Source organism: Mycobacterium neglectum (assembly GCF_002591975.1).
Classification (GTDB): domain Bacteria; phylum Actinomycetota; class Actinomycetes; order Mycobacteriales; family Mycobacteriaceae; genus Mycobacterium; species Mycobacterium neglectum.
Genome location: NZ_NVQE01000001.1, coordinates 195039 through 217259, shown reverse-complemented (window position 1 = coordinate 217259; position 22221 = coordinate 195039). Strand labels below are relative to the sequence as shown.

Below are 22221 nucleotides of genomic sequence, written 5' to 3'. Positions count from 1 at the left end.
TACGGTGGCGCTCGTGTCAGCAAAAGCCTTGACGATCGGCATCGACATCGGCACCACCGCCGTCAAGGCCGTCGCCGCCGATGAGGACGGCCAGGTAACCGCGAGGGTGCGGATTCCACACCGGCTGCGGGTCCCCGCGCCGAATCGGCTCGAGCACGACGCCGACGAGGCGTGGCGCCATGGCCCGGCGCATGCCCTGAAAGCGCTGGCCGACTTGTGCCGACCCGATGCCGCGGCGGTGGCGGTCACCGCGATGGTGCCGTCCCTGACCGCCGTCGACGACGACGGGCGCCCGCTGACGCCGGGCCTGCTCTATGGAGACGTCCGTGGCCATTCGGCCACCGGTCCGGACACCACGTTCCTCTCCGGTGAGGCGGTCGAGTTCCTGCGCTGGACGGCGGGGGAGGCACCTGGCGCACACGGGTACTGGCCCGCGATGGCGGTGGCCAATCATGCTCTGGCGGGCGAGGCGATGATCGACAACTCCACCGCAAGCACCGCCTATCCGCTCTTCGACGGCACCGGTTGGAGTGAGACGGTCTGCGCGGACTGCGGTGCGTCACCGGCGGCCATGCCGCGCGTGGAGACGACGGGCGCCGCGGCGGGCCGGGTGCGGGACTCGGACTGCGCGTTGGGCGTCGGAGCCGTCGATGCGGTGTGTGAACAGCTCGTCGCGGGCGCCGATCAGGATGGCGACGTATTGGTGTTGTGCGGCACGACTCTGATCGTGTGGGTGACAAGCGGCGAGTTCCGCGAGGTTCCCGGCTTGTGGACGCTGCCCCATACCGCCGCAGGCAAGCTTCAGATCGGCGGGCCGAGTAACGCCGGCGGTCTTTTCCTCGGCTGGGTGGACCGCCTCGTGGGGCCGGCCGGCGACGTCGACCCCGGGCGGGTCCCGGTGTGGTCGCCGTACCTGCGGGGTGAACGTGTGCCGCTGCACGATCCGGATCGCCGCGGCGTGCTCGACGGGTTGGACCTCACCCACGACGGCGCCTCGGTGCGACGGGCGGCCTTCGAGGCGTCGGGATTCGTTGTGCGGCAGATCATCGAGATGAGCGGTGCCCGGGCGACGCGCATCGTCGCGACCGGCGGCGGCACGCGCGTCGCGCCTTGGATGCAGGCCATCGCCGACGCCACCGGACTGCCCGTGAGCGTGTCCGGCGTCGCCGAAGGTGCTGCGCTCGGCGCGGCGTATCTGGGCAGGATGGCGGCTGGACTCGAATCGTCGGTCAGCGATGCCGCGCGGTGGGCGTCGGTCGATCGAGTCGTCGACCCGGATCCTGCGTGGACGAACGCCGTCGGAGACCGCTACGCCAGATTCCTCGAACTCGCGACAGCGGGTGCGCCTAACGCTTGATGGCGGACAGGTAGCTCATGTCTGCGAAGAAGCCCATCGCGCTATCCTCGGGGAACTCGAACCCGTTGGCGGCGTAGGCATCCCGCATCGTCTGGGCCGTGACATCCCAACCGTGCGCGGTGAGGTAGTCGATGACGTCATTGCGCTCGTCGTGATAGATCAGCTCCGACATTTCGATGTCGTGGCCGTATTTCTTGAGCCGATCGGCGATCTCCTGTGACCTCTCGTCGGAGAATGCGCTGATGTCCGGTATGTGCTCGGTGGCGACACGACTACCAGGCGCGCTGAGTTCGTCGATCCGATCGAACAGCAGATCCTGCGCCTCGGGCGGCAGATAGATGAGCAGTCCCTCGGCGATCCACGCTGTTGGCTGTGTGGGATCGAAGCCATTGTCCCGAAGCACTTTCGGCCAGTCCTCGCGGAGGTCGACGGCGATGGGCCGACGGTCGGCAGCGGGTTCGGCGCCCAATTTCGCCAGCGTCTCGCCCTTGAACGCGATGACCTCGGGCTGATCCAGCTCGTAGACGGTGGTGCCCGCGGGCCACCCCAATCGGTAGGCTCTCGCGTCCAGACCGGCGGCGAGTATCACGGCCTGACGCACGCCGGCGGCCGCCGCATCGGTGAACAGCGTGTCGAAATGGCGTGTGCGGACCGCCATTCCCTCCGCTGCGCGGCGCATGTTGAACCGAGGGTCGACGTCGTCGAGATTGATCTCACCGTCGAGCGCCCGGACGAAGAAGTCGAGGCCGACAGCGCGGACCAGCGGTTCGGCGTACGGGTCGTGTATGAGGCCCTCACGATTGCTCAGCACTCGCTGAGCGGCCACCATCGTCGCGGTCGATCCGACGCTGGATGCCAGATCCCACGAGTCCTTGTCGGTGCGTGCCATGATCTCTACTTTCGGGTTGCTATGACGGCGAGCGAATCGCGAAGGGGTACCAGCGATTCGGTATCGGGAAACACGCGACCGTAGCCGGCGAATACGTCTGGGCGGCGACGGGCGGACACCTGCCAGCCGTGGTCGGTGAGGTAGTCGACCACACCGTTGCGTTCACCGTCGTAGAACAACTTCGTGATGTCCAGGTCGACGGGGGCGTCACCCCACTGGTCTTTCATGTCTTGTAGCCGTGCGCCGATGCTCGCGGCGGCGTCCGGGTGATATTCGGTGGCCAGCCGGCTGCCCGGTGCGCTGAGCTCCGTGATGTCGTCGAGCAAGCGGTCCTGCGCGTCCGGCGGCAGATAGACGAGCAGACCCTCGGCGCTCCACGCCGTCGGCTGGCTCACGTCGAAGCCGCTGTCGCGCAGGGCCTTCGGCCAGTCCTCCCGCAGGTCGATGCCGACCGTGCGGTGTTCGGCGGCGGGGGGTGCGCCGATCGACGTCATCGTCGCGGTTTTGAACTCGATGACCTGCGGCTGGTCGATCTCGTACACGACGGTGCCGTCGGGCCACTCCAGCCGGTAGGCGCGCGAATCCAGGCCCGACGCCAGGATCACCGCCTGCCGTATCCCTCCCGCGCCCGAGTCGGTGAAGAAGTCGTCGAAGAACCGCGTTCGCACCGCGATCGAGGTGGCGAGGAACGCCGGGCCGCCCGGATTACCGTCGTCGGGCAACTCGACCTCCCCGTCGACGAGCTTGGTGAAGAAGTCCAGGCCGACGGCGCGCACCAGCGGCGCGGCATATGGGTCGTCGAACAGCGGGTCCTGCTCACGGCTGGCCACCGCGCGCGCCGCGGCGACCATCGTGGCGGTGGTGCCGACGCTGGACGCCAGATCCCAGCTGTCCCCGTCCGTTCGGCTCATGACTCGAGTATGCCGCTGACATATTGCAGGTCGCCGAAGCGCGCGACGTCCTCGTCCGCTTCAGTGATTTCGGGCAGGCCGTTCTCACGCAACAGCTGCTTGACGCTCTGCGAAGAGATCTGCCAGCCGCGATCGGCCAGGTAGGTGGACGCCTCGTTGCGATCGCCGAGATATAGGAGGTCGGCGAAGTCGAGTTCGAAGCCGTGGCTCCGCCACTGCTGGGCCGCCTCCTGCATCCTCTCGATCGCCTTCTCGTGGGCCGCGGGATCGATGCCCGGTGTGCTTTCCACCGCGACGTGACTGCCGATGGCGCTGAGTTCGGTGATGGTGTCGAGCAGCTGGTCCTGGGCCTCCGGCGGCAGGTAGCCGAGAAGGCCTTCGGCGCTCCACGCGGTGGGCTGGCTCGGATCAAACCCCGCGGCGATCAGTGCCGACGGCCAGTCGAAGCGAAGATCCACCGCGACGGTCCTGCGGTCCGCGGTCGGCTCGGCGCCGAAATCCGCGAGCGTCCTGGTCTTGAACTCGATGACCTCGGGCTGGTCGATCTCGTAGACCGTCGTGCCCGCAGGCCACGCCAGCCGGTAGGCCCGGGAGTCGAGACCGGACGCGAGGATGACCGCCTGCCGGACGCCCGAGGCCGCAGAGGCCGCGAAGAACTCGTCGAAGAATTTGGTCCGCACCGCCATGTTGTCGGTCATCCGCGCCATCCCGACGGATGCGTCGTCGGCGTCGAGATCCTCGGCGCGCAGTTCGCCACTGACGAGCTTGGTGAAGAAGTCCACGCCGACCGCACGCACCAGTGGTTCGGCGAACGGATCGTTGATCAGCGCATCGTCGGCAGTGGTCGCGATTGCACGCGCCGCGGCGACCATCGTGGCCGTCGCGCCGACGCTCGATGCGAGATCCCAGGTGTCGTTGTCAGTCCTTGCCATCAATAGCCCCTCAATCAAGTCATTTACTTAGTGGATATAACGATATGAGGCCCACGGTATGTTCCCGAGCTGAGAAGGGACTGTGAGCCCCGATCCTGGCAGCGTGATGCAGGGCAAAGGAGCTGCAACTGTTAGTCTCGTAGACTGTTTGACGCGTGACTTCGCAGGCTGCGCGCCTGACGGGGATACACACCCGACTTAACCAGAACCCGCTGGTCAGACCAGCCACATTTGCATGCCGCTAGTCACAGGTCGGCTGCGCAGGAGGAAGAGTGCTTTCGGCTTTCATCTCGTCACTGCGGACAGTCGACCTGAGGCGAAAAATCCTTTTCACCCTCGGCATCGTCATTCTGTACCGGGTGGGCGCCTCGATTCCGTCGCCCGGCGTCAACTACCCGAATGTCCAGCAGTGCATCGCGGAGGTCAGCGGCGGCGCCTCCGGGCAGGTCTACTCGTTGATCAACCTGTTCTCCGGCGGCGCGCTGCTGCAGCTCTCGGTGTTCGCGGTCGGCATCATGCCGTACATCACCGCCAGCATCATCGTCCAGTTGCTGACGGTCGTCATCCCACGTTTCGAGCAGCTACGCAAAGAAGGCCAGGCCGGCCAGACGAAGATGACGCAGTACACGCGTTATCTGTCGATCGCGCTGGCTCTGCTGCAATCCACGAGCATCGTTGCGCTGGCCGCCAACGGCGGTCTGCTGCAGGGCTGCACCCTGGACATCATCGAGGGCCAGAGCGAGGGCCTGAACATCTTCACCCTCGTGGTCATGGTGCTGGTCATGACCGCAGGCGCCGCGCTGGTGATGTGGATGGGCGAGCTGGTCACCGAGCGCGGTATCGGCAACGGTATGTCGCTGATGATCTTCGCCAGCATCGCGTCGGCGATGCCGGGCGAGGGCAAGTCCATCCTGGACAGCCGTGGCGGCCTCGTGTTCGCCATGGTCTGCCTGGCGACCCTGGGCATCGTCGTCGGCGTGGTGTTCGTGGAGCAGGGACAGCGACGCATCCCGGTCCAGTACGCCAAACGCATGGTCGGCAGGCGAATGTACGGCGGAACGTCGACGTACCTGCCGCTGAAGGTCAACCAGGCAGGCGTCATCCCGGTCATCTTCGCGTCGTCGCTGATCTACATCCCGCACCTGATCACCCAGCTCATCACGAGCGGTGACCCGAATGCGGCCAACAGCGGCTTCTCCAGGTTCATTGCCGAATACCTCACGAACCCGGCTGATCCGGCCTATATCGCGGTCTACTTCGGACTGATCATCTTCTTCACCTACTTCTATGTGTCGATCACGTTCAACCCCGAAGAACGTGCCGACGAGATGAAGAAGTTCGGCGGGTTCATCCCCGGTATCCGCCCAGGCGCGCCGACCGCTGACTATCTGCGATACGTGCTCAACCGGATCACCCTGCCGGGCTCGATCTATCTGGGTGTCATCGCTGTGTTGCCCAACTTGTTCCTGCAGATCGGCAACACCGGCTCGGTACAGAATCTGCCCTTCGGCGGTACTGCGGTTCTGATCATGGTCGGTGTCGGTTTGGATACCGTCAAGCAGATCGAGAGCCAGCTGATGCAAAGAAACTACGAAGGGTTCCTCAAGTGAGAGTCGTTCTACTCGGACCGCCCGGGGCGGGCAAAGGAACCCAGGCGCAGAAGCTCTCCGAGAAGCTCGGCATCCCGCAGATCTCGACCGGGGACCTGTTCCGCAAGAACATCAACGAAGGCACCGAACTGGGGATCGAGGCCAAGCGTTACCTCGATGCCGGCGACCTGGTGCCGAGCACCCTCACGAATGCGCTGGTCGAGGACCGGATCGAACACGAGGACGCGGCTGCGGGGTTCATCCTCGACGGCTACCCGCGCTCGGTCGAGCAGGCCAAGGCACTCGACGAGATGCTGAAGAACCACAACACCAAGCTCGATGCCGTTCTGGAGTTCGCTGTCTCCGAGGACGAGCTGTTCACGCGCCTGTCGGCCCGCGGCCGCGCCGACGACACCGAAGACGTGATCCGCAACCGTATGCAGGTGTACCGCGACGAGACCGAGCCGTTGCTGGAGTACTACTCGCACAACAATCTGCAGACCGTCGATGCGGTCGGCGCGCTGGACGAGGTCTTCGCCCGGGCGTTACGAGCGCTCGGAAAGTAAGCCATGGGTCTGCCAGGGCTACGAAGCCGTCGGGTCGTCCCGCAGCGGACCCCCGCTGAACTTGATGCCATGGCCGCCGCTGGCGCACTGGTTGCGTCCGCGCTGCTGGCTGTGCGCAACGCCGCCGCCCCGGGCGTATCGACGCTCGAGCTGGACGAGATCGCCGAATCCGTGATCCGCGACGGTGGCGGTATCCCGTCGTTCCTCGGCTACCACGGCTTCCCGGCCAGCATCTGCTCGTCGGTCAATGACCGTGTGGTGCACGGCATTCCCACTGCATCCGAAACACTGGCGTCGGGTGATCTGGTGTCCATCGACTGCGGCGCCATCCTCGACGGATGGCACGGCGACTCGGCGATCACCTTCGGTATCGGTGCGCTTATCCCCGTCGACGAAGCGCTGTCCGCGGCCACCCGGGAGGCCATGGCGGCCGGCATCGCCGCGATGGTGCCCGGCAACCGGCTCTCCGACGTGTCACACGCCATCGAGGTCGGAACCCGTGCAGCCGAGGCCAAGCACGATCGCAAGTTCGGGATCGTCGCCGGCTACGGAGGCCACGGCATCGGCAGACAGATGCACATGGACCCGTTTCTACCCAATGAGGGAGCCCCCGGCCGCGGTCCGCACCTGGCGCCCGGATCCGTTTTGGCCATCGAACCGATGCTCACTCTGGGCACCACGAAGACGGTTGTCCTCGAAGACCAATGGACCGTCGTCACCGCCGACGGCTCCCGGGCCGCGCATTGGGAGCACACCGTGGCCGTGACCGATGACGGACCGCGGATTCTCACGTCTCTCTAGTTTCCGCGCGAACGTGGGTTACCCGCACGGTTGTGACCCTGATTGTGTGCATCAAGTCCACACTGGGCGGTGTATGGCAATACGCCGATACTGAACCAGATGACCGGCAACCTCGTATTAACAACGGAGGTTGAAATTTGGACGACCCGGAGACCGCCGAAGGCCAGGTCATGCGGGTGCTCTATCAGGAGCACGCCGCAGCTCTTTGGCGCTACGCCGTGCGGCTCACCGGGGATACGGCTCGGGCGGAGGATGTCGTGCAGGAGACGCTACTGCGTGCGTGGCGCCACCCCGAGGTGACCGATGACAAAGAGAGATCGGCGCGGGCCTGGCTGTTCACCGTGGCGCGTAACCTCGTCATCGACGAGAGACGAAGCGCAAGGTTCCGCAGCGAATCGGGCACGCCCGACATCGAACAGGCGGCGGACCGCGCGGGGCCCGACGAGGTGGAGACGGCGTTGGACCGCATGTTGTTGATCGAGGCCATGGCCCAGCTGTCCGACGACCACCGGGCTGTCATCACCCGCGCGTATTACCAAGGCGCCACCACCGCGCAGATCGCCGACGACCTGGAGATCGCCGAGGGCACCGTGAAGTCGCGAATGCACTACGGGATGCGGGCCCTGCGACTCACGCTGCAGGAGATGGGGGTGAGGAGATGACTCTGTTCGGGCTACCCAGAGGGGGTGACGACGTGGACGACGATCGCTATGCGACGTGGGACGCCGCGTACGTCCTTGGCTCCTTGTCCGCAGACGATCTCCGCGAATACGAAGCGCACCTGCAGACGTGCTCGCGGTGCCGTGCCGCCGTCGAGGAGTTGGGTGAAATCCCGCCCTTGCTAGCCAAACTCGACTCCGCCGATGTCGCATCGCTCGACGGCAACTCCCTTGAGCCGCAGCTGCGACCCCAGATGCTGGATTCGCTTCTGCACCGCGTCAACGCGAGTCGCAGGCGCTCCCGGTGGGTGACCACCGCCGCGCTCGCCGCCGCGGCGGCCGTGCTGGCGATCGGATTGGTGATCGCGATTCGCCCGGGCAGTCTCGGGCTGCAGACCGGCACGGAGCAGGCCGCCGGATCCGCGATGGAAATGACGAAGGTGTCCGAGACGCCGATCAACGCGACCATCAGCATGACGGGTTACGGCTGGGGTACCCGAATCGACATGGCGTGCACGTACGGCGATTGGGGGCGACGCGATGCGCCGCCGCAGAACCTCGGCATGGTCATCGTCGGCCGTGACGGAAGTCAGAGCCAGGTTGCGACGTGGCTCGGACTGTCCGGTGCGACGGCATTGCCCAGCGCGAACACCCCCCTCCCGGTGGAGGAAATCGCTGCTGTGCAACTGGTTTCGTCTGATTCGGGCCAGGTGCTGCTCGAAAAGCAACTGTGATTCGAGCCACCGGGTGAACCGAATCCACTAGCCACTCGTGTCCTCTATGAAGCCGCTCGACGAGCATAGGGGACAGGTGACATATGGCCAGGCATCGCGTTGTGGACCACATCGTCGAGTATCTCGCCGGGATGGGCGTCGACTACATATTCGGCGTCGATGGCGCCAACATTGAAGATCTCTACGATGCGGCGTTCTACCGCGCGGACATCACGGCGGTGCTTGCCAAGCACGAGTTTTCCGCTGCGACAATGGCCGACGGATACAGCCGCAGTGGAGCCGGGCTCGGTGTGGTGGCTGCGACATCGGGCGGCGGATGCCTCAACACCGTGCCGGGCCTCGGGGAGGCCTTCGCGAGCCGAATTCCCGTGCTGGCGCTGATCGGACAGGCGCCCACGTCCCTTGACGGTCGTGGTTCTTTCCAGGACACCAGCGGCCGCAACGGCACCCTCGACGGTCAGGCGTTGTTCTCAGCGGTGTCGGTCTACTGCAAGCGGGTGACGACACCGGAAGACATCATCACGGCGTTGCCGGAGGCGGTCGCCGCAGCCCGCTCCGGTGGACCAGCAGTGTTGCTGCTGCCCAAGGACATTCAGCAGGCGGCGCTTCGCGCGGTGAACGGCGGCGACGCCTTCATCGATCGGAGCGACAAGCACACCGGCGACCCGCATCCGATCGCACGGGCGCTTCGGCGCATCGACGGGCCAGTCACGATCATCGCCGGCGAACAGGTGGCTCGTGACGATGCGCGCACAGAACTCGAGCAGCTGCGCTCGCTGTTGCGGGCGCGCGTGGCGTGCGTTCCCGACGCCAAAGACGTTGCAGGAACGCCAGGGATGGGATCGTCATCCGCACTCGGAGTGACTGGTGTGATGGGCCACCCGAGCGTCGCGGATGCCATCGCCGAGAGCGCTCTGTGCATCGTGGTCGGCACCCGACTCTCGGTGACGGCCCGTGCAGGTCTGGACGACGCGCTGCGGTCGACACGCGTCTATTCGATCGGCGCCGAGACTCCGTACCTGCCGTGCACCCACGTACACACCGAGGACTTGCGCGGATCGCTGTCGATGCTCACCTCGGCGCTGTCGGGCCACGGCCGCCCGGCCCGCATCCGCGTGCCAGACGCGGTGCGGCGTACGGAACTGCGCCCGCCAGGGCACGGCGGTTCGGGGATCCGGTACCGCGATGCGATGACGGTGCTCGACCGGATGCTGCCCGATGGGTCCGACGTCATCGTCGATGCCGGCAACATCGGCGCCGCAGCGATACATCACCTGCCGGTCCGCCGCGATGGCCGGTTCATCGTCGCGCTGGGCATGGGCGGGATGGGATACAGCTTCGGCGCCGGCATCGGCGTGGCGTTCGGCCGCGGTACAGACTCCGTCGGCCGGACCGTTGTCATCGCGGGTGACGGCTCATTCTTCATGCACGGCATGGAGATTCACACGGCACTGCAGTACCGGTTGCCGGTCACCTTCCTGCTGTTCGACAACCATGCGCACGCCATGTGTGTGACACGCGAGCAGCAGTTCTACGGCGACCTATACAGCTACAACCGGTTCGGGCCGAGCCGGTTGGGTGCCGGGCTGGCCGCGATGTTCCCGAAGCTGCGGGCGGTGGATGTCTACGACCTCGACGCACTGCCTGCCGCGCTCGAGGGCGCACTCGATGTCGACGGGCCGTCGGTCATCAGTATCGAGTGCTCCGCAGATGAAGTGCCGCCATTCGCAGCCTTCCTCGGCAACGACGCCCGTGCTGTCACCAAACCGTCCATCACGAAGGAGGAACACTCTTATGTCACTGCCCGCACTTGAGGACATCGCAGTCGATCGGGGTACCACCGATCCGATCGACGGGGTGATCCGCGTCGAGACCTCGCCGAAGGAGAAGGCGACACCCATGATCATGGAGCAGATGCGTTCGGTGTATCCACACGATGAGGTATTCGGAAAATACTGCACCGTCAACGATTACGTTGAATGTCCACCCGATGAGCTCTTCGAATGGTTGGCCGATACCCGTTGCTTGGAGGAGTGGACCTACAGCCTGCGCGGCTTCGAGCCGACGGAGGAACCGGGGCTGTGGGTGGCATACGACAAACTCGGTGGCGATACCGGCAGCCCGATCTACACCCGTACTGTCGCCAACCCCGAATCGCGGACGATCGATTACCACTGCGCATGGGATCAGGGCAAGCACCTCTGGATGATCTATCTGATGCGAATTGTCGACGCGCAGTTGGTGTTCGACAAACCGGGCTCGGTGGTTCTGTGGACCAACTGCCACCATCCGTTCTACGACAAGAACCCGTACCCGGAGACCGCGCCGCCCAAGCGGCCGGTGTGGGTCGGGGATTTCTGGGACATGTTCGGCCCCGGCCACCTACTGGAGCTGAAGAACCTCAAAGCGATCGCCGAATACCGCCATCGCAACGGCCTTGCCGTCAAGCCGGATTGGATGAAGTGAGGAACTCATGAGCGTCAGTCTTCTCGATGTGTCGACATATCTACCGGGCGAACCGATCAGCGCCGCCTACTACGCGCAGTTCGCCGAGTCCGACGACCTGCGGGACAACGTGATGTTCCGCGCACCCAAGTTCCGTCACCATGTTGCCGAGGACGAAACCGCCATCGATATGGTGGAGCGCGCCGCGGCCGGGCTGATCGAACGCCACGGCCACGACACCATAGCGGGTGCCGATATCCTCATCACCCACACCCAGATGCCGGACATGCCCTTCTACGGCGGTGGCGGTGGAATGGCGCATCGCCTTGGTATGAAACCGAATTGGGTGCTCGACCTGCACAACGGCGGATGCGCGGCATTCGTGCTCGGGCTGAAAGTCGCCCGCAACCTGATCGAGTCGGGTGAGGGGCGAACCGCACTTGTCGCGATAGCCCAGAACGCGGCAGGTCAGGCGTTCGACCAGCCGACCGTTCGGACCAAGGCGCAGGCGTCGGTACCCGGCGATGGCGCCGCGGTCGGACTGGTGACCCTGTCGGACTCCTCACCGATCCTCGACATCGAATGCCGCACCTACGGGGAGTTCGCAGGCGATATGACGCTCGCGGTCGATCCCCCTCGCAAATGGTGGCAGCCCGGGCCGGGGGAGGCCAGCATCGGCTTCACCGAAAGCAAGATCACCAAGGTGCTGGCCCGTGGTAATCGCCAGGTGCCCGAGGTCTCCTATGTAGTCTGCGATCGAATCGGAGTGAAGCCCTCCGATCTTGACCTCCTTGTCACCAATCAGCCGAATCGGGCCTTTCTGCGGAACTGGCGCGAGGCGCTCGAACTTGATAAATCGAGACACGTCGATAGTTTCGACGACTGCGGGAACCTGTTCGCCGCGGGCATTCCTGTCAACCTGGACCGCGCCGTCACCGACGGTCGACTGAAGCGGGGCGACATCGTGCTGATGTCGGCTTTCGCCCATGCCGGGGACTTCGCAGGCGCCGCCGCCGTCAGGTGGGGCGGTCGAGACTGATGTCCACGCCGAATCGTGAGGTGACTGTTGCCGCAGTCGGCGCCCTACCCGATGCGGTGAACCCGATGGCCCTGTCGCTCAACGAGAATCCCTTTCCGCCATTGCCTGCTGTTCGGTCCGCGCTGGTCTCCGCGATCGACTCGGGTAACCGGTATCCGGAGTTCTTGCCCGAGCGGCTTCGCGCTCTCATCGCAGGCCACGTCGGTGTGCGCGACGAGCAGGTCGTCATCGGAGCTGGCGCCACGGGTGTGATCATGCAGGTGCTGAACGCCGTCACCAATCCGGGCGACCGGATGGTGATGGCTTCGCCGACCTTCGACGGCTATCCGATCTTCGCCCACATGGCGCGGCTGGAACCGGTCACCGTCGGGCTCGATGCGCACGGACACCACGATCTCGATGCGATGGCCGACGCGGCCGCGAAGGCCCGCGTTGTGGTGGTGTGCCGACCACATAATCCGACGGGAACCGTTGAGTCGCCTGCCGATATCGAGCGGTTCCTTCGACGCGTCCCACCGCAGACCGTCGTGGTGCTCGATGAGGCGTATGCGGAGTTCCTCTCGCCGCATCATCGAATCGACGGCCCGGCGCTCGTCGCGCGACACCCCAACGTGGTCGTCGTGCGGACCTTCTCGAAGGCGTACGGGCTGGCGGGACTCCGCGTCGGCTATGGCTTCTGCGGCCCCGATCTGGCCCGCAGGCTGTGGTCCATGCAGCTGCCGTTCGGCATCGCCATCACCGGTCTGGTGGCCGTCGCAGCATCGTATGACGCGGAAAGTGAGCTGCAACAACGTATCCGGATGATCACGGCTGAACGTCGCTATCTGCGGACACGGCTGAGGGCGATGGGGATCTACAGCACCGACGCGCATGCCAACTTCGTCTACTTGCCGTCATGGGGTCGGCAGTGGCGGAAGATGTTCGACGACACCGGATTGCAGGTCCGCGGCTATGCCGACGGCGGCGTGCGGATCACCGTAGGTAGCCGCCAGTCCACCCGCGCGGTGCTGACCGCGGTGAGGGCCGCGGTCCACTGACGCAACACGGGGACGGAAGTGTGCCGCGTGCGGTATGAAGAGGCGTGCCCTCCCGACCTTCGTGGCCGCGCAAGCGCGATCCCATCGCGTTGGCGCGCACCAACTGGGAGCGCTTCGGCTGGGGCGAGGTCGCCGACGGTATGGTCGCGGTCACGTCGGTGATGCGGGCGCACCAGATTCTGCTGGCCCGCGTCGAGAACGCGCTAAGACCGTACGACCTCAGCTTTTCCCGATATGAGTTGTTGCGGTTGTTGGCGTTCAGTCGGGACGGCGCGCTGCCGATCACCAAGGCGTCCGACCGGCTGCAGGTGCACGTCACCAGCGTCACGCACGCCATCCGGCGGCTGGAGGCCGACGGCCTGGTCGAGCGCACCCCGCATCCGACCGACGGCCGCACCACGCTGGTGCGGATCACCGACCTCGGCCGGTCGACGGTCGAGGACGCCACCGTCACGCTCAACAACGAGGTTTTCGCCGATATCGGCATGTCCGACGACGAGTCCCGGTCGCTCGCGGAGTCCATCGAGACGCTGCGCCGCAACTCCGGTGACTTCTAGGTCCGGGGCAGCGGGATCGTCGCCGTGACCGCCGTGCCCGAACCCGGGCGCGAGCGGATGTTGAGCCTGCCGCCGACTATCTCGGCTCGTTCGGCCATCGACAGCAGACCGTAGCCACCCATCTCGTCGCTGCCCAGCGGATGCTCGAATGTGTCGAAACCGACTCCGTCGTCGACGATCTCGAGCCGGGCGACCTCTCCGGTGTCACCGGCATCGACGGTGAAGGTGAGTCGCGCTGACGTGGCCTTCGCATGCTTGACGACGTTCTGCAGGCATTCCTGAGCGATCCGGTACAACGCGATCTCGATGTGGTCGGGCACGCGGGTTTCCACCAGTTCGACGTCGATACCGATCTGGGGGATGGAGCGCGCGAGGCTGGCGAGCCCGCCGGCAAGGCCGAGATCGTCGAGCACAGGTGGCCGCAGACCGCCGATCGCCGCGCGGGCCTCCTGCAACGTCAGGTCTACCAATTCGCGGGCCTTCTCCAACTGTTCGGCGGCAGCCTCCGGATCGTCGGGCACCGACCGGCTCGCCGCGTCGAGCCGGTAGGACAGAGTGACCAGCCGTTGCGAGATGCCGTCGTGAATGTCGCCGGCCAGCCGCCGCCGCTCGAGCTCCTGGGCCTCGATCACCTGCTCGACGAAGTTCTCGTGTGCCCGTTCGCGGGCCACCAGCTGTCGGTGCAGTCGGGCTTGATGTAGCGCACCTGCGATGAGCCTGCCGATCACCAGAAGCAGTTCGACGTCACCCGAGGTGAACTCGCGCCGGTCGACGGTGTGGACGTTCAGCACGCCGACCAGCCCGCCCGGGTCCGTCTCCATCGGCACCGACACCATCGACGTGAAGTCCTTGCCGCGCAGGGACTCAAAAGGCATGTACCGCGGATCGGTCTCCTTGTCCTGCCTGATCACCACCGGTTCGCGGTGACTGGCCACCCAGCCGGAAATTCCCTGGCCCAACGGCAGCCTGATCTTGCCGACCTCGGCATCGAACGGCGGCGTCGCCCCCGCGAGCGTCAGTGACCGGTCGCTGTCGTCGAGGACGTGCACAAAGCACACATCGCTGGTGGTGGCGGCGGTGATCATCCGGGCCGCCGCGGCAGCGAGCGGCTCGACGCCGGGCCCCTTGGACGCGGCCTGGATCAGTTCGCGTAACAACGCGAGTTCGCGGTCGGCGTCGACCAGGTCACGGACGGCGTTGGAAGGACGGTCCGACGAGGTCATTGGTAGATGCCTTCGCGCAGGGCGGTTGCGACAGCGCCGGTGCGGTCACTGACCCCGAGCTTGCGGTAGATGGAGCTCAGGTGCGTCTTGACCGTCTCCTCGCCGATCACCAGCTTGGTGGCTATGGCGCGATTGGACAGGCCGTTCACGACATACGACAAAATCTCGCTCTCCCGCTGTGTCAAACCCTGCCGCGCGCCGGGCCAGAATTCGTCGCGTTGCATCCGTGCCGCGGTGTCCACCGCTCTGGCGGCCATGCTCGGATCGATCGCCGTCTCGCCGCGGTGCACGTACTCGAGCTGGCGGACGAGTTCGTCGCTGCTGATGCTCTTCAGGAGATACCCGGAAGCACCTACCCGCAGGGCCTGGAACAGGTACTGCTCGTCGTCGTAAACCGAAAGCATCACGACCTTGCGCTTGGGATCCCGCTCGCGCAGCTCCATGCAGAGGTCCAGCCCGCTGGATCCGTGCATGCGCACATCCGACAGCACGATGTCTGGGTTGAGTTCGTCGACGACGCTGAGCGCCCGCTCGGCACCGACGGCCTGCCCGACCACCTGCACGCGCTCCTGGAAGGCCGCGAGCATGGCCTTGAGGCCCTCGATGACCATCTCGTGGTCGTCGACGAGCACCAGACGCACCGGAGCGCTGCCGGATGTCATGTGCACCACCTTAGAGCTGGCGTTTTCCAGGGGTAATAGAAGTTGGCATCGCCGATCCCCCAAATGGGGGAGGTTGGCAGGCTGTGATGTGGGCCACCCTAGCTTCATGCCGACTACGCATGAGACGACTTGGCGTGCGGGCCGCTTCTGGTGGGACTCCGCCGCACCGGTAGGTACCAGCAGCGCGCTGCGCGCCGTGATCTTCGACCTCGACGCCCTGACCGACATCGAATGCGACGGCCATCGGGAGGCGTACAACGCGGCCTTCGCCGCGCATGGTCTCGACTTCCGGTGGTCGGTGACGCGCTACCGACAACTGCTGGCGCTCACCGATGAGCGACAGCGTGTCGCGGCTGAACTGCGCAAGCGTGGCGTGGCGACCGAGTCCGATGTGCTGACAAAGCTGCTCGCCGACGAGATTTACGCCACCAAGACGATGCTGTTCGACGAGCTGATTCTCGACCGGGATCTCGCCCCGCGTCCCGGACTCGTCGACTTCGTCGCGGACATCTTCGCGGCAGGCGTGCAGGTGGCCGTCGTGACCAGTGGGCAGCGGAGCTGGGCGGAGCCCCTGGTCCGGCAGCTGGTCGGCGAGGGAATCGTCGAGACGGTGGCGACCGTCGAGGATGTCAAAAAGACGATGCCCTGTCCCGAAGCTCACCGCCTCGCGCTGTGCGAACTCGGGATCACCGCCGACAGTGCGCTTGCGATCAGCGGCTCGGCCTCCGGGCTGCGAGCGGCGAACAGCTCCGGGCTGGCCTCCGTCGTCATCACCGGAGAAGGTGTGCCTGAAATCCCGGCCGCCGTTGCGGTGCGACCGGACTTCGGCGGCGATACGCCGCTGCGTGTCGCCGATTGCCAACGTATGCACGGCCGCTGGTGGTCGACACACAAGTCCTCTGCCGCGTAGCCCAAACATCACGTCTCGCGGCGTCTGCGCAGATAACATTCCCGCGCACGGCGGTGTGTCGTTGGCTGCGCCCGCCGTTTAGGCGGTGAACTAGGTTATGGCTCAGAGAACCCGAGTCTCGCCGGAGCGTGTCTGCGGTGACGTCGATGAGGGCTACGGAAAGGTTGCCGACGCGTTTCGGCTCAACCTGGACAGCGGTGCGGAGGTCGGAGCCGCGCTTGCGATCTACCGCGACGGCCGCAAGGTCGTGGATCTCTGGGGTGGATTCCGCAACGGTGTTACCCGATCACCGTGGACGAACGACACGTTGGTCAATACGTTTTCGACGACCAAAGGTGTTGCCGCTCTGACGGTGGCGCGGGCGGTCTCGCGCGGGCTGCTGGACTACGACGCGAGGGTGGCCGACTACTGGCCGGAGTTCGCGCAGGGCGGCAAGGAAGCGGTCACGGTGCGGCAGTTGCTGGCCCACCAGGCCGGGCTGCCGGTGATCAAACCGCTGCTGACCCTTGCCGATATCGCGGCCCCCGATCGACTCTCGGAGAGGTTGGCTGCGCAGGTCCCCGCCTGGACCCCGGGCACCCGACATGGGTACCACGGCGTCACGCTCGGGTGGTACGCGTCCGAACTCATTCGGCATGCCGATCCCGATGGGCGTACTCTCGGTCGGTATTTCACCGACGAGATCGCACGGCCGCTAGGGCTGGACTTTCACATCGGCCTGCCGGACTACATCGACCGCGACCGCGTGGCGCATCTGCACGTGCCTTCTCAGATCGCGACCCTGATGCACCTCCATGTGCTGCCACCGAAGTTGGCGGCCGCCTGGTTCATTCCGATGACGCTGACGGCCCAAGCGGGCGTCGCATTCGAGGGCGCGACCGGTCTTGGGACGTTCAACCGTGAGGATGTCCGTGTCGTGGAGATACCCGCCGCCAACGGGACGGGCACTGCTGAATCGGTGGCCAGACTCTACGGCGATGCGGCCATCGGCGGCTCGGGTATCGGTTTGACCCCAGAGGTCTTCGCGGCGTTGACGGCACCACCGGTGAATCCGACGAAGGGCCTGCGCGACAAGGTGCTGCATGTCGACACGTCGTTCTCCCTCGGCTTCGGCAGGCCCATCCCGAAGAGTACGAAGTATGTGATCGGATCCTCCGACAAGGCATTCGGGGCACCCGGTGCGGGCGGTTCGGTCGGCTTCGCCGATCCGGATACCGGTATCGGGTTCGGCTATGTGATGAACAAGCTAGGGTTCCATTTCATCAGCGACCCGCGAGCTCTTCGCCTGCGCCAAGCGCTGTTTCGCGACGTTCTCCGCGCGAGGCCGCAAAGGTGACACAGGATCTGATCGGCGGTGACGCCGACGAGGGGTATGGAAAGGTCGCCGACGCATTCCATCGTAATTTCAGCAGTGGCAAGGAGATCGGTGCCGCTGTCGCGGTGTACCGAGATGGCCGCAAGGTCGTCGATCTGTGGGGCGGCCACCGAAATGGCAAGACCCAAGCGCGCTGGGAGCAGGACACGATCGTCAACGTCTTCTCGACCACGAAAGGCGTTGCCTCACTCGCCGTAGCGGTTGCCGCGTCACGCGGGCTCATCGACTACGACGCCAAGGTCGCCGATTACTGGCCCGAATTCGCGCAGGGCGGCAAGGGCGCGATCACGGTCCGACAGCTGTTCGGCCACCAGGCCGGTCTCGTCGCGATCACGCCGCCGCTGACGCTCGCCGACATCACCGATCCAGAGAAGCTGTCGGCGAGAATCGCGGCGCAGGTGCCGGCCTGGGCACCCGGCAGCAGGTACGGCTATCACGCCGTGACCCTCGGCTGGTACCAGTCCGCGCTCATCCACCGCGTCGACCCGCAGGGGCGCACGCTCGGCAGGTTCTTCGCCGACGAGGTCGCGACACCACTGGGTCTGGACTTCTTCATCGGTCTACCGGAGTCGGTTGATCGCAATCGGGTGGCGCTGCTCGACCCCGTTACCCGGACCGAGATGCTGTTGCATCTACACACGATGCCCCCGAAGTTCGTGGCGGGCCTGTTCAACCCACGCAGTCTGATCGCGAGAGCGTTCCTGATCGCCGAAGGAATCAAGGAGGCAGGCGACTTCAACCGTGACGATGTGCGGATACCGGAAATGCCATCGGTCAACGGAACGGCCACGGCCCGGTCGATCGCGAAACTCTACGGCGGCGCGGCTACCGGCGATTCGCAACTGGGCTTGAGCCAGCCCGTCCGCGATGCCTTGGCGGGCCCCGCGGTGACGCCCTCCGGTGGGTCGCGCGACAGGATCATGCACCTCGACGCGTCTTTCTCGCTTGGCTTCGGCAAGCCGACATCCAAGTTCGTGTTCGGTTCCACCGGTAAGGCTTTCGGATGGCCCGGCCTCGGCGGCTCGTTCGGGTTTGCCGATCCGGACACCGGCGTCGGGTTCGGGTATGTAATGAACAAGCTCGGGTACCACGCCTACAGCGACCCCAGGGAACTCGCGCTGCGTCAAGCGCTGTTCCGCGACGTACTCGGGGCGAGAACCCAGGCCTAGTCGCTGTGGGTCATGACGTTGCACTCACGACAGCGAAGATGTTGTAGGGTGCCGCCGTGGGAATTACGAGCATCGCAGTGATCAGGTTCCGCCGCTTCTAGCGGCGGACAGCGAACCGATACACGCTCCGTCGCTTTCAGCGCACCAGCTGGGCGGCGTTTTGTGCTGCCCGGGCCATCCCACCACTGCCCGGAGTCCATTCGCGATGTCTATTTACCGCGCCGGCCGACACGAGTTCGGCCAGAACTTTCTAACCGACCCAAAAATGGTCGACGTGGTCGTCGGCCTCGTTTCCCAAACTGACGGCCCAATCATCGAAATCGGCTCCGGCGGCGGGGCATTGACACTTCCAATGCAGACCCTGCGCCGGCCGATCACAGCGGTCGAGATAGACCTGCGACAGGTCAAGGGGCTACAACACCGAGTGAACCCGCAAACGACCATCGTTCACAGCGACTTCCTACGCTTCCGACTGCCTCGAACACCGCACACCATCGTGGGAAATCTGCCATTCCACCAAACCACCGCAATGATGCGGCGCATCCTGCACACCGACCACTGGACAAGCGCGATTCTGATCGTGCAGTGGGAGGTCGCACGTCGCCGCGCTGCCGTTGGTGGCGCGACGATGATGACCGCTCAGTGCTGGCCGTGGTACGTCTTCAAACTGAGCAAGCGGGTACCCGCATCGGCATTCACGCCCCAGCCAGGAGTGGACGCCGGAATCATGACCATCACCCGACGCACCGTCCCACTCGTCGACCCCGCACAACGACGGCAATACAGCTCATACGTTCATGCCGTTTTTTCGAGCAAAGGCCGCGGCCTGCGGCAAATTCTGTCTAGAAGCACCGGAGGCCAAGCTAAAGCGGAAATCAAGACATGGACTGCAGCGCATGGAATCTCAGAGACATCGCTGCCGCGTGACCTCACAGCCGAGCAGTGGTCCGAACTGTTCACGATCGCTTCTGGACATGCTCCGGCTATCAAGCGCGAGCGTGGCAGGAACCAGCGATGAGCCAGTCGCTGCGGAAGGCGCCATTGCGTGTCGGTGCCGAATGGCATAATCGAATGTATGTTCGATTCAGACCTCCTCGCCGCGGACGACGCGACGGTCGTTGCCGCGATCGAGGACGGGACGCGGGCCGAGGCCGCCGCGGCGGCGCGCCGCCTGGCCGCAATCGCTGAGCTGGCCAGGCGCCGGGTCGATGACGATGACGAACGGGCGAATTGGGCATTCGATGGTTGGGATTCGGCTGCTGCGGAAGTAGCTGCCGCGATGACAGTCGGGCATCGGCGAGCGTCCGGCCAGATGCGGATAGCCGTTGCGCTGCGTGACCGGCTTACCCGCGTCGCCGCGCTCTACCTGCAGGGCCTGGTGAGCTCGCGCGTCGTCTCCGCCATCACCTGGCGCACCCAGTTGGTGGAAGACCCAGAGGCGATCGCGTTGATCGACGCCGCCTTGGCGGAGAGCGCGAGAACCTGGGGTCGGTTGTCGGAGCAGAAACTGGATCAGAAGATCGATGCCTGGATTGAGCGATTCGATCCTGCGGCGGTGCGGCGGACCGAATCATCCAAGCGCTCGCGGGACTTCTCGATCGGAGACCTCGACGACCCAGCCGAGACCACGTCGGTGTGGGGTCGGCTATTGACCACCGACGCCGCGGTGCTCAAACGTCGCGTTGCGGCGATGGTTGCCGGTGTTTGCGATGAGGACCCCCGCTCCATGGGTGAACGTCGCTCAGACGCAGTTGGCGCAATCGTCGCGGGCAGTGACCGTCTGGCGTGCAAGTGCGGTTCTGAAAGGTGCGCCGCGGACAGCGCACAGGCTTCTTCGAACATCGTGATCCATGTTTTGGCAGAACAATCCGCGGTCGAGGCGGCTTCGCGCGAGCAGGCGCCTACCGCCGGCAAGGCACCCGCGGCGCTGATCGTCGGAGAGGGCATTGTGCCGACGCCGCTGCTGTCGGAGTTGATCCGTGGCGGCGCCAAGGTCCGTCCGATCGCCATGCCCAGCGACGACGCAGAGCCGCGCTATCAGCCGTCCGCGGGGTTGGCCGAGTTCGTGCGGATGCGAGATCTGTTCTGCCGGGCTCCCGGCTGTGACGTGCCGGCTGATCGCTGCGACATCGATCACACCATCCCGTATCCGCACGGGCCGACTCATGCGTCGAACCTCAAGTGCCTATGCCGAAAGAACCATCTTATGAAGACATTTGATGGATGGCAGGACGTTCAACTGCCCGACGGCACCGTCATCTGGACCTCACCGAGTGGCAGGAAGTACACCACCAAGCCCGGCAGTCGGTTGTTCTTCGAGAAGTGGGACACGACCACCGCCGACCTTCCGCCTCCGCCGATTCTGGTTCCAACCGACGCCGACCGCGGTCTCATGATGCCGAAACGGCGACGTACCCGCGCCGCCGAGTTCGCCTCACGGATCAGGTCTGAGCGCACACGCAACCAAGCGCCCGCCCCGTTCTAACCGTTGCGGATCAGCTCGATGACCGCGCTGAAGTCCTTGTCGGCGTGGTCTTCGTTGAACTTTGCATAGATCTCGGCGGCGTGGGTGCCCAGCGGCGCAGTCGATCCCGTCGACTTGACCGCATCCATTGCCAGGCCGATGTCCTTGTGCATCAAGGCGGTCGCGAAGCCCGGCTTGAAATCATTGTTGGCCGGCGACGTCGGAACCGGGCCGGGAACCGGGCAGTTCGTATGGATCGCCCAGCAGTTGCCGGTCGCACCGGTGATCACGTCGAACAGCGACTGCGCGGACAGACCCAGCTTCTCGGCCAGCACGAAGGCCTCGCCCGCCGCGATCTGCTGCACGGCGAGCACCATGTTGTTGCACAGTTTTGCAGCCTGGCCCGTCCCCGAGCCGCCGCAGTGAATGACCTTGCCCGCCATCGGATCCAGCACCGGTCGGGCACGCTCGACCGCGGCATCCTCACCGCCGACCATGAAGGCCAGCGTGCCCGCTGTCGCGCCCTTCACCCCACCGGACACCGGCGCGTCGAGCTGTGCGTGCCCGTAGTCCGCGGCCTGCGCGTGAATCCCGCGCGCGTCGTCAACCGAGATGGTGGAGGTGTCGATGAACAGCGTCCCTTTCGGCGCTGCGGGCAGCGCATCGGCGTACACCGCCTTCACGATGTTGCCGTTGGGCAGCGAGGTGATGACGACGTCGGCTCCGGCAACCGCCGCAGCGACGCTGTCGAAGACCTGCGCACCCTTTGCTGCCGCGGCATCCTTCAGTGCGGCAACCGGATCGAAGCCGTGCACGGTGTGGCCCGCGGCGGCGAGGTTGGCCGACATCGGACCACCCATGTGGCCCAACCCGAGGAATGCGATGGTGGTCATTGTTCTCCC

The 22221-nt window shown here is 65.4% G+C and carries 22 protein-coding genes; 16 read left to right on the top strand and 6 right to left on the bottom strand.

Going from position 1 to position 22221, the window contains the following annotated elements:
- Positions 1–13 precede the first annotated feature (13 nt).
- On the top strand, positions 14–1357 hold the full coding sequence (locus tag CSQ99_RS01025; RefSeq protein WP_099037342.1) for a xylulokinase: 1344 nt from the start codon (positions 14–16) through the stop codon (positions 1355–1357).
- Here CSQ99_RS01025 and CSQ99_RS01020 read toward each other — a convergent pair.
- The 3 genes from CSQ99_RS01020 to CSQ99_RS01010 are packed head-to-tail and all read right to left on the bottom strand — an operon-like array spanning position 1347 to position 4089.
- On the bottom strand, positions 1347–2246 hold the full coding sequence (locus CSQ99_RS01020; RefSeq protein WP_099037170.1) for a class I SAM-dependent methyltransferase: 900 nt from the start codon (positions 2244–2246) through the stop codon (positions 1347–1349). The genes CSQ99_RS01025 and CSQ99_RS01020 overlap by 11 nt on opposite strands.
- Positions 2247–2251: 5 nt before the next feature.
- Positions 2252–3157 carry an SAM-dependent methyltransferase gene (locus CSQ99_RS01015; protein WP_099037169.1) on the bottom strand — a complete coding sequence of 302 codons (906 nt, stop codon included), beginning with the start codon at positions 3155–3157 and terminating at the stop codon, positions 2252–2254.
- The gene (locus CSQ99_RS01010; RefSeq protein WP_099037168.1) at positions 3154–4089 is read right to left on the bottom strand and encodes a class I SAM-dependent methyltransferase; all 936 of its coding nucleotides are present in this window, start codon (positions 4087–4089) and stop codon (positions 3154–3156) included. The genes CSQ99_RS01015 and CSQ99_RS01010 overlap by 4 nt, the downstream gene beginning before the upstream one ends.
- Positions 4090–4361: 272 nt before the next feature.
- Between CSQ99_RS01010 and secY the strand changes: the two genes are divergently transcribed.
- The 10 genes from secY to CSQ99_RS00960 all read left to right on the top strand — a co-directional run bounded on the left by secY (position 4362) and on the right by CSQ99_RS00960 (position 13516).
- Positions 4362–5699, top strand: a complete 1338-nt coding sequence (gene secY, locus CSQ99_RS01005; protein WP_099037167.1) for a preprotein translocase subunit SecY — start codon at positions 4362–4364, stop codon at positions 5697–5699.
- The gene (locus CSQ99_RS01000) at positions 5696–6244 is read left to right on the top strand and encodes an adenylate kinase (RefSeq protein WP_099037166.1); all 549 of its coding nucleotides are present in this window, start codon (positions 5696–5698) and stop codon (positions 6242–6244) included. The genes secY and CSQ99_RS01000 overlap by 4 nt, the downstream gene beginning before the upstream one ends.
- Positions 6245–6247: 3 nt before the next feature.
- Complete coding sequence (gene map, locus CSQ99_RS00995) at positions 6248–7045, top strand: type I methionyl aminopeptidase (RefSeq protein ID WP_176560807.1); 798 nt, start codon at positions 6248–6250, stop codon at positions 7043–7045.
- Between the two features lie 137 nt (positions 7046–7182).
- Positions 7183–7707 carry a sigma-70 family RNA polymerase sigma factor gene (locus tag CSQ99_RS00990; RefSeq protein WP_099037165.1) on the top strand — a complete coding sequence of 175 codons (525 nt, stop codon included), beginning with the start codon at positions 7183–7185 and terminating at the stop codon, positions 7705–7707.
- Positions 7704–8438, top strand: coding sequence for an anti-sigma factor family protein (locus CSQ99_RS00985; RefSeq protein WP_099037164.1), 735 nt, complete (start codon positions 7704–7706; stop codon positions 8436–8438). Before CSQ99_RS00990 ends, CSQ99_RS00985 begins: the two co-directional genes overlap by 4 nt.
- 83 nt (positions 8439–8521) lie before the next feature.
- Positions 8522–10252, top strand: coding sequence for a thiamine pyrophosphate-binding protein (locus tag CSQ99_RS00980; RefSeq protein ID WP_099037163.1), 1731 nt, complete (start codon positions 8522–8524; stop codon positions 10250–10252).
- Entirely contained in the window at positions 10233–10904 is a 672-nt protein-coding gene (locus tag CSQ99_RS00975) for an SRPBCC family protein (RefSeq protein ID WP_099037162.1), read from the top strand. Before CSQ99_RS00980 ends, CSQ99_RS00975 begins: the two co-directional genes overlap by 20 nt.
- 7 nt (positions 10905–10911) lie before the next feature.
- Positions 10912–11922 carry a 3-oxoacyl-ACP synthase III family protein gene (locus CSQ99_RS00970; protein WP_099037161.1) on the top strand — a complete coding sequence of 337 codons (1011 nt, stop codon included), beginning with the start codon at positions 10912–10914 and terminating at the stop codon, positions 11920–11922.
- Positions 11922–12959 carry a pyridoxal phosphate-dependent aminotransferase gene (locus CSQ99_RS00965; RefSeq protein WP_099037160.1) on the top strand — a complete coding sequence of 346 codons (1038 nt, stop codon included), beginning with the start codon at positions 11922–11924 and terminating at the stop codon, positions 12957–12959. Before CSQ99_RS00970 ends, CSQ99_RS00965 begins: the two co-directional genes overlap by 1 nt.
- A gap of 44 nt (positions 12960–13003) precedes the next feature.
- Entirely contained in the window at positions 13004–13516 is a 513-nt protein-coding gene (locus CSQ99_RS00960; protein ID WP_099037159.1) for a MarR family winged helix-turn-helix transcriptional regulator, read from the top strand.
- Here the strand turns inward: CSQ99_RS00960 and CSQ99_RS00955 are convergent.
- Entirely contained in the window at positions 13513–14739 is a 1227-nt protein-coding gene (locus CSQ99_RS00955; protein ID WP_099037158.1) for a GAF domain-containing sensor histidine kinase, read from the bottom strand. The genes CSQ99_RS00960 and CSQ99_RS00955 overlap by 4 nt on opposite strands.
- Positions 14736–15401 carry a response regulator gene (locus tag CSQ99_RS00950; RefSeq protein WP_099037157.1) on the bottom strand — a complete coding sequence of 222 codons (666 nt, stop codon included), beginning with the start codon at positions 15399–15401 and terminating at the stop codon, positions 14736–14738. Before CSQ99_RS00950 ends, CSQ99_RS00955 begins: the two co-directional genes overlap by 4 nt.
- Before the next feature lie 106 nt (positions 15402–15507).
- Between CSQ99_RS00950 and CSQ99_RS00945 the strand changes: the two genes are divergently transcribed.
- From CSQ99_RS00945 to CSQ99_RS00925, 5 genes are all read left to right on the top strand, one after another.
- A complete protein-coding gene (locus CSQ99_RS00945; RefSeq protein ID WP_099037156.1) occupies positions 15508–16311 on the top strand; it encodes an HAD family hydrolase in 804 nt (267 codons plus the stop codon).
- Positions 16312–16408: 97 nt separating this feature from the next.
- On the top strand, positions 16409–17647 hold the full coding sequence (locus tag CSQ99_RS00940; protein WP_099037155.1) for a serine hydrolase domain-containing protein: 1239 nt from the start codon (positions 16409–16411) through the stop codon (positions 17645–17647).
- A complete protein-coding gene (locus CSQ99_RS00935) occupies positions 17644–18855 on the top strand; it encodes a serine hydrolase domain-containing protein (protein ID WP_099037154.1) in 1212 nt (403 codons plus the stop codon). Before CSQ99_RS00940 ends, CSQ99_RS00935 begins: the two co-directional genes overlap by 4 nt.
- Positions 18856–19060: 205 nt before the next feature.
- The gene (gene erm, locus CSQ99_RS00930) at positions 19061–19873 is read left to right on the top strand and encodes a 23S ribosomal RNA methyltransferase Erm (protein WP_099037153.1); all 813 of its coding nucleotides are present in this window, start codon (positions 19061–19063) and stop codon (positions 19871–19873) included.
- Positions 19874–19930: 57 nt separating this feature from the next.
- Positions 19931–21340 (top strand): HNH endonuclease signature motif containing protein, encoded by a 1410-nt coding sequence (locus CSQ99_RS00925; protein ID WP_099037152.1) that lies wholly within the window; start codon positions 19931–19933, stop codon positions 21338–21340.
- On the opposite strand, the gene mmsB is transcribed toward CSQ99_RS00925, so the two are convergent.
- Complete coding sequence (gene mmsB, locus CSQ99_RS00920) at positions 21337–22212, bottom strand: 3-hydroxyisobutyrate dehydrogenase (protein ID WP_099037151.1); 876 nt, start codon at positions 22210–22212, stop codon at positions 21337–21339. The genes CSQ99_RS00925 and mmsB overlap by 4 nt on opposite strands.
- Positions 22213–22221: the final 9 nt, after the last annotated feature.

Bases quoted from the DNA above. Each gene is read 5' to 3' on its own strand.
- CSQ99_RS01020 (WP_099037170.1), bottom strand. From the start codon at position 2,246: ATGGCACGCACCGACAAGGACTCGTGGGATCTGGCATCCAGCGTCGGA.
- CSQ99_RS01015 (WP_099037169.1), bottom strand. From the start codon at position 3,157: ATGAGCCGAACGGACGGGGACAGCTGGGATCTGGCGTCCAGCGTCGGC.
- CSQ99_RS01010 (WP_099037168.1), bottom strand. From the start codon at position 4,089: ATGGCAAGGACTGACAACGACACCTGGGATCTCGCATCGAGCGTCGGC.
- map (WP_176560807.1), top strand. From the start codon at position 6,248: ATGGGTCTGCCAGGGCTACGAAGCCGTCGGGTCGTCCCGCAGCGGACC.
- CSQ99_RS00985 (WP_099037164.1), top strand. From the start codon at position 7,704: ATGACTCTGTTCGGGCTACCCAGAGGGGGTGACGACGTGGACGACGAT.
- CSQ99_RS00980 (WP_099037163.1), top strand. From the start codon at position 8,522: ATGGCCAGGCATCGCGTTGTGGACCACATCGTCGAGTATCTCGCCGGG.
- CSQ99_RS00975 (WP_099037162.1), top strand. From the start codon at position 10,233: ATGTCACTGCCCGCACTTGAGGACATCGCAGTCGATCGGGGTACCACC.
- CSQ99_RS00970 (WP_099037161.1), top strand. From the start codon at position 10,912: ATGAGCGTCAGTCTTCTCGATGTGTCGACATATCTACCGGGCGAACCG.
- CSQ99_RS00965 (WP_099037160.1), top strand. From the start codon at position 11,922: ATGTCCACGCCGAATCGTGAGGTGACTGTTGCCGCAGTCGGCGCCCTA.
- CSQ99_RS00955 (WP_099037158.1), bottom strand. From the start codon at position 14,739: ATGACCTCGTCGGACCGTCCTTCCAACGCCGTCCGTGACCTGGTCGAC.
- CSQ99_RS00950 (WP_099037157.1), bottom strand. From the start codon at position 15,401: ATGACATCCGGCAGCGCTCCGGTGCGTCTGGTGCTCGTCGACGACCAC.
- CSQ99_RS00945 (WP_099037156.1), top strand. From the start codon at position 15,508: ATGCCGACTACGCATGAGACGACTTGGCGTGCGGGCCGCTTCTGGTGG.
- CSQ99_RS00940 (WP_099037155.1), top strand. From the start codon at position 16,409: ATGGCTCAGAGAACCCGAGTCTCGCCGGAGCGTGTCTGCGGTGACGTC.
- erm (WP_099037153.1), top strand. From the start codon at position 19,061: ATGTCTATTTACCGCGCCGGCCGACACGAGTTCGGCCAGAACTTTCTA.
- CSQ99_RS00925 (WP_099037152.1), top strand. From the start codon at position 19,931: ATGTTCGATTCAGACCTCCTCGCCGCGGACGACGCGACGGTCGTTGCC.
- mmsB (WP_099037151.1), bottom strand. From the start codon at position 22,212: ATGACCACCATCGCATTCCTCGGGTTGGGCCACATGGGTGGTCCGATG.